This is a genomic window from Candidatus Nanosynbacter sp. TM7-053 (assembly GCF_022828375.1).
Lineage (GTDB): Bacteria > Patescibacteriota > Saccharimonadia > Saccharimonadales > Saccharimonadaceae > Nanosynbacter.
Genome location: NZ_JAJQJX010000001.1, coordinates 170,074 through 184,860, shown reverse-complemented (window position 1 = coordinate 184,860; position 14,787 = coordinate 170,074). Strand labels below are relative to the sequence as shown.

Genomic DNA, 14,787 nt, shown 5'->3' with positions numbered 1-14,787 from the left:
GGGGTAATTTGTCAACTACCTACCATGCCATGGTTCACAAGCTATACCGTCACCGTCTCTATCTAGTTCTTCACGATAGCCAGGTTCACCCTTACGGATTGATTCCGCGCCATCTGCACGAGCCTCAGAGCAATTTTCGTAATATACGTCATCCTCACTAGGTTCGTCTTCATCAATAGGATCGTAATGTCTACTGCTTGGGTTGATAGCACCTGAAGAACTACTGCTTTTGCGTTGAGTGTGGTTCGATTCTGTATTACTAGAATTGCCAAAGAAATAGCTACTACACACATAACACGCATACGCTACAAGTATTCCTATTCCTATTACCAATATGTTAGCAAGAAAGTCGATGACCTTATTTTTCGTACTCTCACTCATACAGCCACTCGCCTACGCCTCCGTGGTGTGAGCAAGCTCCTCTTCCAGTAGCGTGTGATTGCCAGCCATCTCGACAGATTGCGCCTACACGATAGCGTTGTTGTTGAATAGGTTGTGGTCTATATTCTCATATATAAACTCGTCTATAGCCTCTCTTAATTCCCTAGTCATTCTAGGCTTAGGGTTGGCTTCCATTTCGTTAATAGTTTCTTGAAGAGGGTGTTGATAACGGTTGTCTGTATTGACATCTTGAGGATTGTTTGGTATACTAGAGTTGTCAATCGACTGGTCAAGCGCATCTGCGCTAATAGCGGAACCATCGAGTCTGCGCCCAGTCGATTTTCTTATGTCTGAAATATCATAAGCTAACACATTGCCTAATTTATCCACCTCACCGATATGATCTCTGGCGTATATAGCCTGCTCTTGAGCCTTACGTAGATTAATCATGGCTGGTGCGTTTTCACTCATTCCTTGACCACGCAAGTACTCTTCACGTTGGCGTAGACGTGTTATGTGTTCGTTATACGCTCTGACTTGTGCTTCATGCTCTGGATTAAGCTTGTGTTTAACGTCTTCATTGACATTTCTACTGTTATTTGCTACACTATCGTCAGTCGTAGCACCTGTAAAGTTGTCAGCGAGCTGCCTATCGGCAACTTCAATCGAACGATTGTTTGGTGCTAAACGGGCGTCTTCGTTCGGAGTTATCTGAGCGGATTCGCCCGAAACCACGTTACGCTCAATGTCCGCTAGTGAATTGGCTAGCGGTTTTTTATATGCAGATTTTAGTGATACTTCACCGTTATAACCAGGTTTGATAAGTTCCCCTGGCGACACAGGGGCTTTTCTTGTTGTGGTGTGATCATTCTCATCATTGACATTCTGGACTTATTGTGCTATATTTTCACTAGAAAAGTCACCCAGTCCCCGTTCGGCTTGTCCACGGGGCGCACCATTAAGGTCGCCTGGGTGGCTTTTTTCTTGGCTTCGTACATTACCTTCATAAAGAGTATTTCGCCCTATTGTCTGTCTTCTAAGAAATTTACAGGCTATTGATCGTTGGTATTTTGAGGATTGTTTGCTATAGTGAAACTAGAAGAATCCCCACTTAAATCCCGGTAATGGGATTCGGGGATTTTTTCTATAGTATTCAATTATAGCCTTCTGACGATTTAGGTATTGATATTTTTCTAAGAGTCGCGTTTCACCTTTATTCCTGATGCCCTAGAGATGATATAATTACTATAATATGTATGCGTCCGCGGTCCAATCTATAACCATAAAAGTGAGCGAAGTTGATTCTGCTTTACTTAATGACGCGGATGAGCTGCAGAAAATGTTAAGAAATGTTACGGAATTGGCTGGCTTACATCATCTGGAATCGGTGATGCATCAATTTTCCCCGCAAGGAATCAGCGCCGCCCTGCTTTTGTCGGAGTCGCATATCGCGATTCATACGTGGCCGGAAAGCGGCGTGGCGTATATAGCGATGACAACTTGTAAAATGCTGGATGATGATAAATTGCAACAAATAAAAGAGTTGGCTGCACAGGTGTTGGGCGCGAAAAATATAATTATGAAAGAGATGACATTGTAATATGAAACGAACCAAGGCGCGACTTAAAATCAACCAAATATTGACTGGTAAGAAAACTAATTTACGAGTTGTTGGCTGTTTGCTTTTTCGTGAGTGGGATAAGAAAGATAAGCGATTTTACTACTGGGAAGAGTGGGAGATTACAGGGCTGGCTGATTATGATAGCTGGGTGGAATATGATCACAGCGATCAAACCGTTTCTCTGTATGAGCCGATTCGTTTTACTCAGGCAATTGACCCAACGCAATTGAAAAAAGGTCAATCATTCACCGTTTCCGAGCAGGACGGCAAGGATCGCATTGTGGTGGTTGATGAGGTTGGTGTTGGTGAAATTATGAACATTAAGGGCAAAAACACATACCAAGTTTTTCCGAAAGAACTGATGGCGTACGCCACTTTGAAAGATACTGGCGCGCCAAAAAATCGCCAGCTGATAACGATTGAGAAGTATAACAATCGCGAATATGACGCCTATCGCAAGGTTCAATTGAGCAACAAAGAACAAAAGGAAATGTTCGGTAGGACCATTAAGCCGATTGACTGGACGACAATTATAGTCATTGCCATATTTATCGCTATTATTTTGTTTGCATTTATCTTTGACAACAATTCCGACAATAGTAATGGCGGAGGTCACGGCGGATCGCGCAGTGTTTACGGCGGCAGTAGCGGCGGGCTTGGCAAATAAAAGGAGTTATAATGTCACGATCAAGTACAAAAAAACGGGAGCAAATTGCTTTATTTGCGGCGGCGATTTTAGTAGCAATTGGCGGAATTATTTACGAGCTGATTTTAGGCGCAGCTGCGTCATATCTGGTGGGCGATTCGATTTTGAGTTTCAGTTTGGCGACGGGCGTGACGCTGTTTGGCATGGGAATTGGCTCGCTGCTGGTCAATTACATCAAGCTTCATCCAGCAACCAGCTTCGCGACAAACGAAATTATTCTGGGATTAATTGGTGGAAATTCGGTGATGCTGATGTATTTGGGATTCGTTTTTACGCGTTCGCATTGGCTAATTTTTGCTGTCATAAGTTTGGCAATTGGTATTTGTATCGGGCTGGAAATTCCGCTTTTAATGAAGATGTTTCAGGAGTTCGGGCGCAAGTCTTCGGTGAAATTATTTAGCAAGATTTTAGCGCTCGATTATTTTGGGGCGTTAATTGCGTCGCTATTATTCCCGCTTGTTATGCTTCCGTATCTTGGCTTAATGCGCAGCGCGTATCTGGTGGCGGCACTGAATATTGGCGTTGCGGTTCTGATTCTTAAGCAAATGAAAGCGTCGAAAATTATTATGACAATTAGCGTTATTGCAACAATGTTGCTTCTGGGTTTCTTTATTTATGCTACGGAAATTGAACACGGAATTGACAAGCGAACATATAAAGATCCTGTGATGTGGCAGCAACAGACGCCGTATCAGAAAATTGTCCTGACGAGATATAAAAATGACACCAGGTTGTTTTTGAATCGCAATCTGCAGTTTTCTAGCCTTGACGAAGCACGTTATCACGAAACGCTGTCCGCTTCCGCTCTATCTTCAGTCGCCAGTCCGAAGCGCGTGCTGATTATGGGCGGCGGCGATGGTTTGCTGGCTCGGGATGTTTTGAAGTATCCCAGCGTTGAGCATATTACGTTGGTCGATATCGATGAGACGATGACTAATTTGGCGAAAACTAATCATCTTCTTACTGATATAAATCAGCGTTCGTTGCATGATCCGCGCGTTTCAATTGTCAATCAAGACGCTTTCCAATTCGCCTTCTCTACCAATGATAAATATGATGTTGTGTTGATTGATTTGGTGGATCCGTCGAATGAGAAATTAGCCAAGTTATATTCCGAGCAATTATATCGTCAAATCGGTAATATTTTAACGGAACGTGGCGTTATGGTGACGCAAGCGACGTCTTCATTTTTCTCTCCGCATGCTTTTTATATGGTGGCAAACACCGTCAAGTCTGCTCATTCGGGGCGATATGTGACGGCGTTTTCGGTCAATGTGCCGTCATTTGGCGAGTGGGGTTTTGTGTTGTCTGCGCCGCAAGCTGAGGTTGTGGTTAGTCAGCCATTGCCGAAAAATCTGCGATATCAAAACCAAAAATTGCTTACTTTTTTGACTAAGCAAAACGCCGTTTCTGTGCCGTCTGGGCCAACTTCTACGCTGATTTCTCCGCGAATCACCGACGTTTATAACTCTGATATGCATCAGTGGCGATACGAATAGTTTTTAGTCGGCGGTAGTGCTCTTTTTTCGTCGGCGACGTCGTCGCTTTGGTGTGGCCGAGGCTAGTGGCGTAACTGTGCTAATTGCGGTTTCTGTAGGTGTGTTATCATTGCCGCGAATTTGCAAAACAACTTCGCCGTCGTTTGCTGCGGGTTGCTGCTTTTCCGGTTGGCTATTGACCGCTGGAGCGTTGTTTGCGGGTTGCGGTTGAGGTTTGGCTGGTTGCTTTTTCTGATTGCGAACAGGCTTTATTGTGGCGTCAATTTCTTTCTCGACATCTTCCCTGTTTCGCGAATACATGCGACGCGAATGTTCAATAATGTGCGGCGTGTTGTCGGCTTGGCTTGGTGGAAGTTCCAATGTGCGAGCAGAAAACGCAGGAGTTTTCTCGCCGCCGATAACCATATTGACAACAAAATTACGATTGTGCATTTGAAGTAGATCGATTGCCTCGAAGTTTGGCTCAAATTGCTTGGCAAGAATCGGTGCATCGTCAGCAGAAACTCGAAAAGAAATCATGGTGCCGACGTTGCCGAAAACCGCATCGCGCACCGTGTCGCTCATCTGGGAAATATACTGGTTGGCAACGGTCAAGTTAAGGCCATATTTTCGAGCCTCGGATAGAATAGTCGCAAACGAATCGGTGGCGAAGTTCTGGAACTCGTCGACGTAAAGATAGAATGGACGGCGGTCGCGGACGTCAGGAATGTCGCTTCGAGACATCGCGGCAAGCTGAATTTTTGTGACCAAAAACGAACCGAGGATGGCGGCATTATCTTCACCGATAAGGCCCTTGGATAGATTGACAATTAGAATCTTTCCTTCGTCCATAATTTGGCGAATATTGAACGTGGATTTCGGCTGCCCGATGATATTGCGAATGATCGGATTGGCGGTGAAAGCCCCGACTTTATTTAAGACTGGCGCAATTGCCTCGGCGACAAACTTGTCATTCCAGCTGGCAAATTCGACATTCCAGAATTGTAGAACCACGGTGTCGCGACAATAAGTCAGCGTTTCTTTTCGGAATTCCTTATCTGTTAGCATGCGAGTAATGTCAAGCATCGTCGCTTCTGGTCGGTCCAGCAAAGCTAAAATAGTGTACCGCAAAATATACTCAAGCCGTGGTCCCCACGAATCGCCGAAAATACGCTTCAAAACGCCGATGATTTCTGATGAAATGTTGGTTTTCTGGTTGGGATTCGTGACTTCCAGCGGGTTGAATCCCAGAGGATACGCGGTGTCGGCTGGGTTGAAATAGATCACGTCATTCAATCGGCTACCGGGGATAAATTTCATGTTGTTGATTGCGAAGTCGCCGTGCGGGTCGATGATAGCATATCCTTGATTATGGAAAATGTCGCTTAAGGCGAAGAGTTCTAATAGTCCACTTTTTCCGGCGCCCGTTTGCCCGATTATGTAAACGTGGCGTGAGCGGTCATAGCGTAACATGCCGAATTGGTGGCTGATGCCGCGGAAGTTGGTGACGCCAAAGGCAGAAATTTGGTCATCGTTGACATCTTCGCCGGTTAAGACTGGCAATTTGGACGGCGGTTCTGCGGTTTTGGAGCTTGCCCAAACTATATTTGGCGTTTCAACGTTGGTGTGTGGCAAGTGAAAAACTGACGCCAATTCTTCTATATTTAAGATGAAGCCATCGCCGATGAACGAACGCTTGCGATATTTATCAATAAATTCTTTTCCAAACGCGCCTTTGACGGCATGGAATCCGTTGAGATTAGTTGAATTGAACTGCTTAAATGTACCGACGAGCGCCTGCATGCGAAGCTTAGCGTTTGTCTGACTTTCGCCCATATAAACTAAGCGAATTTTTACTTCGTATCCGAGCTTTGTGGCCTTTTTCTCTGCTTCAGAAATGCGAGTTTTATCGCGGTCTGATAGCTCAATAGCTGTCGATTGATTTGCTCCCTGCTCTGGTGGCTGCCACAACGCGCCAAGCACGCCGATTAGCCATTGCATACTGCCGCCGAATCCTGGCAAGGAGGACATTCGTCCGTTTCTTATGCTATTGATATATCGATCTGCGGCGTTTTGCCAGTCATCTGGGATTGGTCTGACTAACACCTGAATCCACAATTCTTCACCGGTGGTTTCCAATTTTGCCAACGTGCCCGTAATGCCCGCCAGCGGGTCAACTTCGAAGTTTTGGAAGGTGCGAATAGGGAGAAATTCGTCGGTGGTTAATGTTAGTTCTGTTGAGTAAGCAACTTCGTGATCGCGCTCGTGCTCAGTGTAATCTTCGTCGGCTTGGTGAATTTGAACGGTTGGGTATTGAGAATAAATCTGTCCTTCGACAAAACTTTGCAAGGTTTTTGGCACCCAAACGTAAAAGCGAATTTGCCCATTGACTGAGGCGATTTCAAAGCTGATGTGCTCTTGGTGTCCGCCAGATAATCGCAATTCTTTATTGTCGCGAAGAATTCCGTGCAGTGAAGCGAATAACTGCTCGGCGGCAAGCTCTTGCTTGTCGTTGGTGCGTGGGATTTCCAGAATCAAAAGTACGCTCTCAACTGGGGTGAAGTCTTCGATTTTCCGATAATTTCGCCACGTCAAAAACATCAGGACTGCCACGATTGGCATCCAAACGTACCATTGTAATAACGTACCGATGATCCAAGAAATAATCTGCATTATGTGTAAATTATCTCACCTCTGAAAGAAGTTTGCAACTTAGCTTAAGCGGCTTCTTCAAAAACGTATGTGGCTTTAGCGACGCGTTTGAATTGTGGCTTTGATTGAAGGTTTAATAGAATAGTAGTTTCCTTGACTTGTCGTTTGTCGAGGACTTGACGAACGATTTCATCGCGGTGAAGCGGAGTTTCGGAATTCTTCAAAATATCGGTAATGATATCTGCTACAGTTCCGCGGCTGTAGCCCCAGCTGGCAAGCGCGTAAATGCCGCGACCGATCAGAACAAAGCGCTTGTCTTTAATAAGTTCATTGTGAATTGCCTGCGTCGTGACGCTTCGGCGGTTAAATTCGCTGTCCCGAATTCCTTTGGCGATGTCAGAAAAATGCATCGGTGAGCCGTTCGTGTCCAGAACAACGTAGATTTTATCGCGAATGTTCTTTGGGTTAACGGCTGGCCATTTGGCTAGTCCCCACTGATCGTTTAAGCTGGCCAATTTCTTACTAACAGTAGCCAGGGCTGCAATATTTGAAGGATGTTCATAGTCCAATTTTTTGTGCAATTCTTCCGCGGTAACAGGTTCGCCGTGCTTTTTGATTGTTTTGACAACTTCTTCGACTCGTGCCCTAATTTGCTTTTCATTGCCGAGAGTGTCAATTGCTGCTGCCTGGTAATAATCGTCATTTTCTGTAACAATCGTGATGTTTTCTGCTAGCTCAGAAATGAACGCCACACGAGCGCGGTCAATTGCAGTAGCTTCTTTACCGAGGAAGTGTGACGCCAAATCCTGCATGCGCGCAACTCGTCCCATCTCAGACAAACTCGAAGTGATCTCTTTTTCCATAGCAATAACCGAAGGAAGTTCTCCCTCGGCGACAGCTGCACGTAGACGCGTTAAGATTGCTTTTTCTAGCTGACGAACGCGCTCGCGAGTAATGCCGAACATATCGCCAATTAACTCTAATGTTTCTTTTCGGTCATACAAACCAAATCGCCGAGAAATAATCTCCTTTTCGCGCTCTTGCGGAATCTTAGAAATAATAGTATCGACGACAGAATTTAATTTGGCGCTTTGCTCGGTTTTTGCTGTCTCGCTCATGTTGCTAGAAACATCCTCTCTGCCTCACCACAGGTTATATTGATTGAAAATATGTTTTTAATTATACAATTGCATTTGACAAAAGTCAATAAGTAAATGCCATAATTGCTGATATAAATTATAGCATTTATTTTACGTTTTTTGCAATAGATTATATGAAGAGTTTTTATTATCCGGAATTATTGGATAGTATAAAAACGCTATTTCTTTTTAGCGGATGTTTTGGTGGCTTTTTTAACTACGCGTTTGCGAGTTGGCTTTGCTGCTGTGGCGCTTAATAGTTCCAAAGCTTTTTCGTGAGTAATAGTTTTCGGATCCGTATCTTTAGGGATTTTGACATTTTTGGTGCCGTTGGTGATATACGGACCAAATCTCCCATTGAGAACCTTAATTCCATCTGGAAATTCGGCGATATTCTTAGCAGCTTCGGCTTCTAATTTGGCGGCGTAAAGTTCGCGCGCTTTTTCTAAAGTAATGCTGTGAGGATCTTCTGGCTTAATGGAAACGAACAATTTGCCAACTTGAATATATGGACCGAATCGGCCAATATTTGCTTTGATGTCTTGACCGTCCTCTGTTTGTCCGACGATGCGTGGCAACTTGAACATTTCCAGTGCTTGCTCTAAGGTTACTGTTTCAATCTTCGTGCCCTTTGGCAGCGGCGCAAAGCGAGGCTTATCTTCATCTTCAGTTGCGCCAAGTTGCAACATTGGACCAAAACGACCGAATCTTGCGATAATCGGTTTATTCGTCTTCGGGTCAATTCCCACTTCGCGATTAGCGCCGACTTTACTTCGGTCAATCCCGCCAGATTGCTCAATTAATTTATGGAAAGGCGCGTAAAATCCGTGTAACATTGTGCTTTTCTCCAGATTAGCACCAGCAATTTTGTCAAATTCCGTTTCAACATTGGCGGTAAAATCGTAATCGACAATTTGCGTAAAATGGTCCGTCAGGAAATCGGCAATCAGTTCGCCGCTTGGTGTTGGAATAAGCTTGCCGCGTGTCGATCCAGTTTTTTCCTGGACAATACTTCGACTGACTTCCTCGCCGTTATAGTTCAGGACAATTACATCACGCGGTTGACCTTCGCTGTCACCCTTTTCAACATAGCCGCGAGTCTGCACAGTGTCGATAATTGTGGCGTATGTGGATGGACGTCCGATTCCAAGCTCCTCCAGCTTCTTAACTAGCGAGCCTTCGGTGTAGCGAGCTGGCGGTCGTGTAAATGTTTGGCGAGCCGTAATGTCGTGAGAATTGACTTCATCGCCAGACTGTAACTTCGGTAGAAGCTCATCTTTATTGCCACCGTAAACGCGCAAAAATCCGTCAAACGTAATGACTTCGCCCTTTGCCTCAAATTGAGCGGGTTTTCTACTCTTAGGTAAATTATCGCCTTTGATGTCGATTGTAATAGTTGTTTTTTCTAGCTTCGCTGGCGACATTTGCGACGCTAAAGTTCGGCGTCGAATCAGGTCGTATAATTTCTGGTCATAGCTATTATTAGACGCGGTTTCCAGAGTGATGTCCGTTGGGCGAATGGCTTCGTGAGCTTCTTGGGCGGATGCGGATTTGGTCTTAAATTTGCGAACCGTTGAGTAATCTGGGCCGTAAAGACGCTTGATAAAATCGGTGGCCGCCGCGATGGCTTGACCGCTCAAATTTACGGAGTCGGTACGCATATAGGTGATTTTTCCGTCTTGGTATAATTTTTGCGCCGAGGCCATGGTTGCTTTGGAACTGAAGCCAAGCTTAGAGTTGGCTTCCTGCTGCAGGGTTGACGTAGTAAATGGCGCCGCTGGATTGCGCGTTCCTGGAGTTTTTGAGATATCGCTAACAACAAATTCGGCGGGTTTCAGACTATTTAAGAACTCGTTCGCCGCTTCTTCCGTGTCGAATTTTTGATTAAGTTCGGCCTTGAATTCTTGATTGTCGTGAATAAAAATGGCGGTAACTTTGAACTGAGAGTTGCCTTCAAACTCCATAATTTCTCGTTCGCGCTCGACTAGTAATCGCACTGCTGGACTCTGAACGCGACCAGCCGATTTTCCGCCAGGAACTTTCTGCCAGACGACTGGGCTGAGCTCAAAACCAACCAGTCGGTCAAGAATTTGCCTGGCTTGTTGCGCCTGAACCAAATTCATATCCACGGTTCGCGGATTCTTAATTGCATTGGTTATGGCATCTTTGGTGATCTCGTGGAAGACAATTCTCTTAGTCGTTTCAATAGGAAGATCCAGTACCTTGCACAAATGCCAAGCAATGGCCTCTCCTTCGCGGTCTTCATCGGTTGCGAGCCAAACATTTTCCTTGCCAACTGCCTTGACATTTTTCTTTAGCTCGGTGATAACTTTCTTTTTTTCAGGATCAACTTCATAGATTGCGAAAAAATCGTTAGCCACGTCAATCGGCGGTGTTCCATCCTTCGTCTTTTTAACAATCGAGCGAATATGCCCCACGCTAGACAAGACGTGAAAATCCTTGCCGAGGTATTTCTCGATGGTTTTAGCTTTGGCTGGTGACTCGACGATAACGAGATTTTTCATAACTTTATATTATAACAAATCACTATGTAGCTACAATAACAATCTCTATTGACGGCTAGATTCTCCAATGCGACCAAGTAGTGCCGCTATTCCAAGACTGCGATTAACTGCCGTATTTTGGTGCTTTTCTGGGTTGTGGTTATTGCCGCTTGCTCGTCTGATATAGCTTGCTGTCGATAGTGTTGCAGGAATTATAGCAGTTGCTGCTGCCAGCCCACCTAGTGCCCTGGCTGTGTTGCTAGTTTTTCTTAAGCCGTGCAGCTCAGCAAATTTACCGGCAGAATATAATATTAGAGATACAACCTCCATGGCCATGGCTATCTTGCCACTTTTTTCAGGCGCCTGTGACATGTCGGGGTTGTCTATATGAGTTTTTATTGAACACGCTGCATTGATAGCGTTAAATGCGGCAATGCCACCAAGTACCGATCTTGGGGCTGTGTCTGCTTCATACATCTTCCATATCGTATAGAATACTTTGATTTTATCTCCAGTATGGTCAACAATTTTACCTAGTTTAGTTTCTCCTCCAGTTGCTCTGGCTAGTTTGCCGTCTAGCGCATCCATCACACTGCCAATAACGAAAGCGGCAAATCCTTTAAATGTAGTGGGGTCCTTTATTCCAATGCACGCAGCGGCAGTTCCGATGAGGCTAAGTAGTGTTGGGGGTATGCCTTCTATGCTAAAAAATGGCTCTTCTCTTTTTTTGTCTGTAATGTCATTTTCTGGATGTAAACTGTCGGGGCTTCTCATAAATTAGCATTATATAATAAAACTATCGTAATGTCCAGTTATTCGCCCCGAGAGGTTTGATAATACCGTTGATTTCCAGCATGGTTAACGCCGTGGCGAAGTCTGACGCGGATAGGCCGGATTTTTGTTGAATTTCGTCGCCGTCACGCATTCCTTCTGAGATGAGTTTTATGATGATCGCTTCTTCGATTGTTGCGCTGGCTGCTAATTCTTGGTCGCTGTCTTTTTGTAATTTTTCTGGCGCGATGATTGATAAAACATCGTCGGCGTCCGTCACCAAATACGCCCCTTGCTTTAATAAGGTATTACAACCCGCCGACAGTGGGCTGGTTATGTTTCCGGGAACTACAAACAAATCTCTTCCCTGGTTCAGTGCGTGCGAGGCTGTGTTTAATGTGCCGCTTCGCTCGGCGGCTTCGGTGATAATAATTCCGTCAGCTAGCCCGCTAACCAGCCGATTGCGCTCCAGAAAACTCCAACGATTGACTATTTTATTATCGCCCTTCATCCATTCTGAAACGACCGCGCCGCCCTGCTCTATGATGCTCATGGCTAGTTGATAATTGGTCCGCGGTGAAATATCGGGAAGCTCGTTTGGGACGACCGCCACGACCGTTCCGCCAGCTTCAATGGCAGCTTTTTGGGCAATGCAATCCACACCTAGCGCTAACCCACTCACGATTACGCATCCGGCCTTTGCCAGATCTGTCGCTAATCGCTCAGTCACTTCTTTTCCGTAGGCAGATGGCTTACGGGACCCGACGATTGATACGACTGGCGCATTTGTTTCTGGCAATTTTCCCATATAACATAAGCTTTTTGGTGGATTGGCAATATGTGCTAATCTCTGGGAGAAAATATGCTCATCTGGTGTAATTCTATTGATTTCCATAAAAAATGTGGTAAAAAGTATTGACACTTTGTCAAATGTTTGCTATAATCAAGGACGATTGGTTAAGTAATCATTAACCAAACGCACCTTATACCCCCTATTCTAACTATATGTTAGGTTGCGCGCAATGGCATTAAGTATTCTTACCCTCCACTTTTTGCGGTTCAACGTTACGCGCATACTAACCCCTTTAACTGCCCTTTTTCAAAGGCGACCTCTGTTAATGTGAGTACGAAATTGTATTGATAGTCATCAGGCGCGGACTTTTGGAGTTTTAGTCGCGACGCTTCACTGATACGGTAGCTCGGGTGGGTTGAAGGGTAAAAAAGCGTCAGGTGATGCCCACCCTTACCTGGCGCTTTTTTGTTGGGAAAAATTATTTATTTTCTATAATATGTCGGCACTTTTCGCAAATACCTTCCAGCTCAAAGTGGTGTTTTGTGACTATGAAATTATGTTTTTTACCAATGAGATCTATGAGTTTTTCGAGTTCTTGCGATTGTATAGGTTCGGCATTTTGACAATTGATGCAGTAGAGATGGTGGTGATGTGGTATAAAAGGTTCCGCTAACTCGTAATAATTCTTCCAGCCAATAGTTATGGTGTTTATAATGTTCAGATTATCGAACATCAGTAGCGTGCGGTAAATGCTGGCGCGGTTAATGTTTTTGCAGTTTTTCGCAATATCGCCGACCGTAAGAGGCACATCTGAATTTCGCAGGATATCAAATACTTGCTGGCGAGGTTTTGTCAGGCGAAGATTGTGGCGTTCAAATATTTCATTTAGCATAGTACTATGAATAGTTTATAACTTATTGCAACAAGTGTGCAATAGACTTACAGTCCGAGTAATTCATAAGGATATTTGGGTTGATTGATTTTTGTGATGTGCGCGTCGGTTATGACGTATTCAGCTTGACTATTAACGATTTTTTGCGACAATTTACCCTTGACGATTAGCCATGTTCCATCTGGGTAGTCTGTCGAAAAGTTTTTCTCGACCAGGATTTTCATAGGCACGCTGTCGACAGTGCAGCAACTTATAACGTATCTGGCAATATTGAAGTAATTATAGCCGTAGTTTTTTAACAGATCATTTGAAACGAAGCCAGTAATGGTGATATCTTTTCCGTTAAAATAAGCGGCCTCTTTGCAAGAATTTATAGCGGTTTTCCAGCGGTTTATTGAGATTGTAGAAGAGCCTTCTTTTGGTTGAGGCGTTTCGCAACGACTTTCGGGCTCAATAATCGCAGGACTTTCTTTTTGCGCGAGACTGCTTGGAGAGAGTGGCTTTGGCGGTAATATATATCCGACTGATAATATAATTATTGCAAAATAAGATATTGGGGTAATTTTTTTCAAGCCAATTCTAGATTTATCTTTTGCGGGTTTATTTTTTAATTGCAACATTATATCAATAAGCAAAAGTATAACGCCGATTGTGCTAATTACGACCGCAAATGTGTGATAGCGTGGATGAACGTAAAAGCCAAGTTGGTCACGCCAAGCTAATAGCAAAATATATACACAAACGACAATTCCGCCAATTGATTTTGCAAGGTTAGCGTACATATAAATTAACCCCCAGCCCGACAATTAGTGATAAGATGAATACAATTAAGGTAATTGTTGCAATAAATTTCCAGCGAAAAGTTGTTTTTAATAGCGTAATCATTTTTATGTCTATCATCGGCCCGAATAGCAAGAAAGATAAAATTGAGCCTGTCGTGAAATTTCGCACGTAAGCCAGCGCGAAGAACGCGTCGATACTGGAGCATATCGAGATGATGAAACTTAGCGTGATCATGGATATGACTGACAGGAAAATGTCGCCGCCGACGGCATTTATGATGAATCGCGGAACGAAGATTTGTGTGGCGGCTGCGATGCTAGCACCTAAGGCTAACATAGTAAATAATTGCCAGAATTCATTGCGTGATGAGCTGAATAGGTTTGACAATTTTGAATCGTGATTATGAGAGTGGCAAAGTTTTTCAAACTCTGGATTAATGACGGAGTCTTCCTTAAAAAAGCTGATAATAAAAGCAGTTATTTGTACAATAATCAGCGCAAAAATAATTCGCCACCAAACCATTCGGGTGTCAAAACTGAAGGCGGTCATGGTTGAAATTATGGTTATCGGGTTTAAGATTGGCGCGGCGAAAAGAAAGCTAATAACGTCGGCGGGTTTTAATCCGTTCGCTATTAAGCTACGTGCAATTGGTACGTTACCGCATTCGCATACAGGTAAAATTAGCCCGATCATAGAGAGCGTAATTCGTCGAAGGAAGGTGTTTTTTGGTAACATTTTGAAGACATCTTTTGATGATAAAAAGTATCTGATAAGCGCGGATATGATAATTCCTAAAATTAAGAATGGGACCGCCTCGACAATTACGCTTAGCGTCAGCGTGATGAAATCTTGTAATGACGGAAGTAATTTATTGCACCATTCTGCAAATTCTCCGTTTAATAACATAACGCCGAATCGCGAGCTGAATTGATAAATAGAAATTATAAGGACGCCAAAAATCACCCAACCGATCAATTCGCTGTTGTCTGATAAAAACTTTTTTATGCGGCCGTCTGACGATTTTTGTGCCATATATAAAATTATACCCCATGCTTATGCTATACTAA

14 protein-coding genes are annotated in these 14,787 nt (G+C 44.1%); 3 read left to right on the top strand and 11 right to left on the bottom strand.

What is annotated here, in order from left to right:
* Window positions 1-15: 15 nt before the first annotated feature.
* From LRM50_RS01070 to LRM50_RS01065, 3 genes are read right to left on the bottom strand one after another with little or no spacing between them, the layout of a single operon-like run.
* The gene (locus LRM50_RS01070) at window positions 16-381 is read right to left on the bottom strand and encodes an excalibur calcium-binding domain-containing protein (RefSeq protein WP_243809539.1); all 366 of its coding nucleotides are present in this window, start codon (window positions 379-381) and stop codon (window positions 16-18) included.
* Window positions 374-460 carry a DUF3761 domain-containing protein gene (locus LRM50_RS04095; protein WP_488192304.1) on the bottom strand — a complete coding sequence of 29 codons (87 nt, stop codon included), beginning with the start codon at window positions 458-460 and terminating at the stop codon, window positions 374-376. The genes LRM50_RS01070 and LRM50_RS04095 overlap by 8 nt, the downstream gene beginning before the upstream one ends.
* Before the next feature lie 5 nt (window positions 461-465).
* Complete coding sequence (locus LRM50_RS01065) at window positions 466-1,221, bottom strand: hypothetical protein (RefSeq protein ID WP_243809538.1); 756 nt, start codon at window positions 1,219-1,221, stop codon at window positions 466-468.
* 412 nt (window positions 1,222-1,633) lie between these two features.
* Here LRM50_RS01065 and speD point away from each other — a divergent pair, with 412 nt between their 5' ends.
* Genes speD through LRM50_RS01050 form a run of 3 tightly spaced genes read left to right on the top strand, consistent with a single transcriptional unit; the run spans window position 1,634 to window position 4,207 of the window.
* Window positions 1,634-1,981, top strand: a complete 348-nt coding sequence (gene speD, locus LRM50_RS01060) for an adenosylmethionine decarboxylase (RefSeq protein ID WP_248286792.1) — start codon at window positions 1,634-1,636, stop codon at window positions 1,979-1,981.
* 1 nt (window position 1,982) lies between these two features.
* Window positions 1,983-2,669, top strand: a complete 687-nt coding sequence (locus LRM50_RS01055; RefSeq protein WP_243809536.1) for a hypothetical protein — start codon at window positions 1,983-1,985, stop codon at window positions 2,667-2,669.
* Window positions 2,670-2,680: 11 nt separating this feature from the next.
* Window positions 2,681-4,207 carry a polyamine aminopropyltransferase gene (locus LRM50_RS01050; protein ID WP_243809535.1) on the top strand — a complete coding sequence of 509 codons (1,527 nt, stop codon included), beginning with the start codon at window positions 2,681-2,683 and terminating at the stop codon, window positions 4,205-4,207.
* Window positions 4,208-4,210: 3 nt separating this feature from the next.
* Here the strand turns inward: LRM50_RS01050 and LRM50_RS01045 are convergent, their stop codons facing one another.
* From LRM50_RS01045 to LRM50_RS01010, 8 genes are all read right to left on the bottom strand, one after another.
* Entirely contained in the window at window positions 4,211-6,859 is a 2,649-nt protein-coding gene (locus tag LRM50_RS01045; protein WP_243809534.1) for a type IV secretory system conjugative DNA transfer family protein, read from the bottom strand.
* Between the two features lie 44 nt (window positions 6,860-6,903).
* Complete coding sequence (locus tag LRM50_RS01040; protein ID WP_129632578.1) at window positions 6,904-7,956, bottom strand: sigma factor-like helix-turn-helix DNA-binding protein; 1,053 nt, start codon at window positions 7,954-7,956, stop codon at window positions 6,904-6,906.
* Between the two features lie 200 nt (window positions 7,957-8,156).
* Window positions 8,157-10,502, bottom strand: a complete 2,346-nt coding sequence (gene topA / locus LRM50_RS01035; RefSeq protein ID WP_243809533.1) for a type I DNA topoisomerase — start codon at window positions 10,500-10,502, stop codon at window positions 8,157-8,159.
* 45 nt (window positions 10,503-10,547) lie between these two features.
* A complete protein-coding gene (locus LRM50_RS01030; protein ID WP_243809532.1) occupies window positions 10,548-11,255 on the bottom strand; it encodes a CDP-alcohol phosphatidyltransferase family protein in 708 nt (235 codons plus the stop codon).
* 22 nt (window positions 11,256-11,277) lie between these two features.
* Complete coding sequence (dprA, locus tag LRM50_RS01025; RefSeq protein WP_243809531.1) at window positions 11,278-12,147, bottom strand: DNA-processing protein DprA; 870 nt, start codon at window positions 12,145-12,147, stop codon at window positions 11,278-11,280.
* A 376-nt stretch (window positions 12,148-12,523) separates the two neighbouring features.
* Window positions 12,524-12,937: a Fur family transcriptional regulator gene (locus LRM50_RS01020; RefSeq protein ID WP_243803561.1), complete on the bottom strand. Its 414-nt coding sequence runs from the start codon at window positions 12,935-12,937 to the stop codon at window positions 12,524-12,526.
* A 47-nt stretch (window positions 12,938-12,984) separates the two neighbouring features.
* Window positions 12,985-13,719 (bottom strand): TIGR03943 family putative permease subunit, encoded by a 735-nt coding sequence (locus LRM50_RS01015; RefSeq protein ID WP_243809530.1) that lies wholly within the window; start codon window positions 13,717-13,719, stop codon window positions 12,985-12,987.
* Window positions 13,709-14,752: a permease gene (locus LRM50_RS01010; protein WP_243809529.1), complete on the bottom strand. Its 1,044-nt coding sequence runs from the start codon at window positions 14,750-14,752 to the stop codon at window positions 13,709-13,711. The genes LRM50_RS01015 and LRM50_RS01010 overlap by 11 nt, the downstream gene beginning before the upstream one ends.
* Window positions 14,753-14,787 lie beyond the last annotated feature (35 nt).

Coding starts and splice junctions, on each gene's coding strand:
- LRM50_RS01050 (WP_243809535.1), top strand. CDS start 2,681: ATGTCACGATCAAGTACAAAAAAACGGGAGCAAATTGCTTTATTTGCG.
- LRM50_RS01010 (WP_243809529.1), bottom strand. CDS start 14,752: ATGGCACAAAAATCGTCAGACGGCCGCATAAAAAAGTTTTTATCAGAC.
- LRM50_RS01015 (WP_243809530.1), bottom strand. CDS start 13,719: ATGTACGCTAACCTTGCAAAATCAATTGGCGGAATTGTCGTTTGTGTA.
- LRM50_RS01045 (WP_243809534.1), bottom strand. CDS start 6,859: ATGCAGATTATTTCTTGGATCATCGGTACGTTATTACAATGGTACGTT.
- LRM50_RS01040 (WP_129632578.1), bottom strand. CDS start 7,956: ATGAGCGAGACAGCAAAAACCGAGCAAAGCGCCAAATTAAATTCTGTC.
- topA (WP_243809533.1), bottom strand. CDS start 10,502: ATGAAAAATCTCGTTATCGTCGAGTCACCAGCCAAAGCTAAAACCATC.
- LRM50_RS01070 (WP_243809539.1), bottom strand. CDS start 381: ATGAGTGAGAGTACGAAAAATAAGGTCATCGACTTTCTTGCTAACATA.
- LRM50_RS01020 (WP_243803561.1), bottom strand. CDS start 12,937: ATGCTAAATGAAATATTTGAACGCCACAATCTTCGCCTGACAAAACCT.
- LRM50_RS01030 (WP_243809532.1), bottom strand. CDS start 11,255: ATGAGAAGCCCCGACAGTTTACATCCAGAAAATGACATTACAGACAAA.
- speD (WP_248286792.1), top strand. CDS start 1,634: ATGTATGCGTCCGCGGTCCAATCTATAACCATAAAAGTGAGCGAAGTT.
- dprA (WP_243809531.1), bottom strand. CDS start 12,147: ATGGAAATCAATAGAATTACACCAGATGAGCATATTTTCTCCCAGAGA.
- LRM50_RS01055 (WP_243809536.1), top strand. CDS start 1,983: ATGAAACGAACCAAGGCGCGACTTAAAATCAACCAAATATTGACTGGT.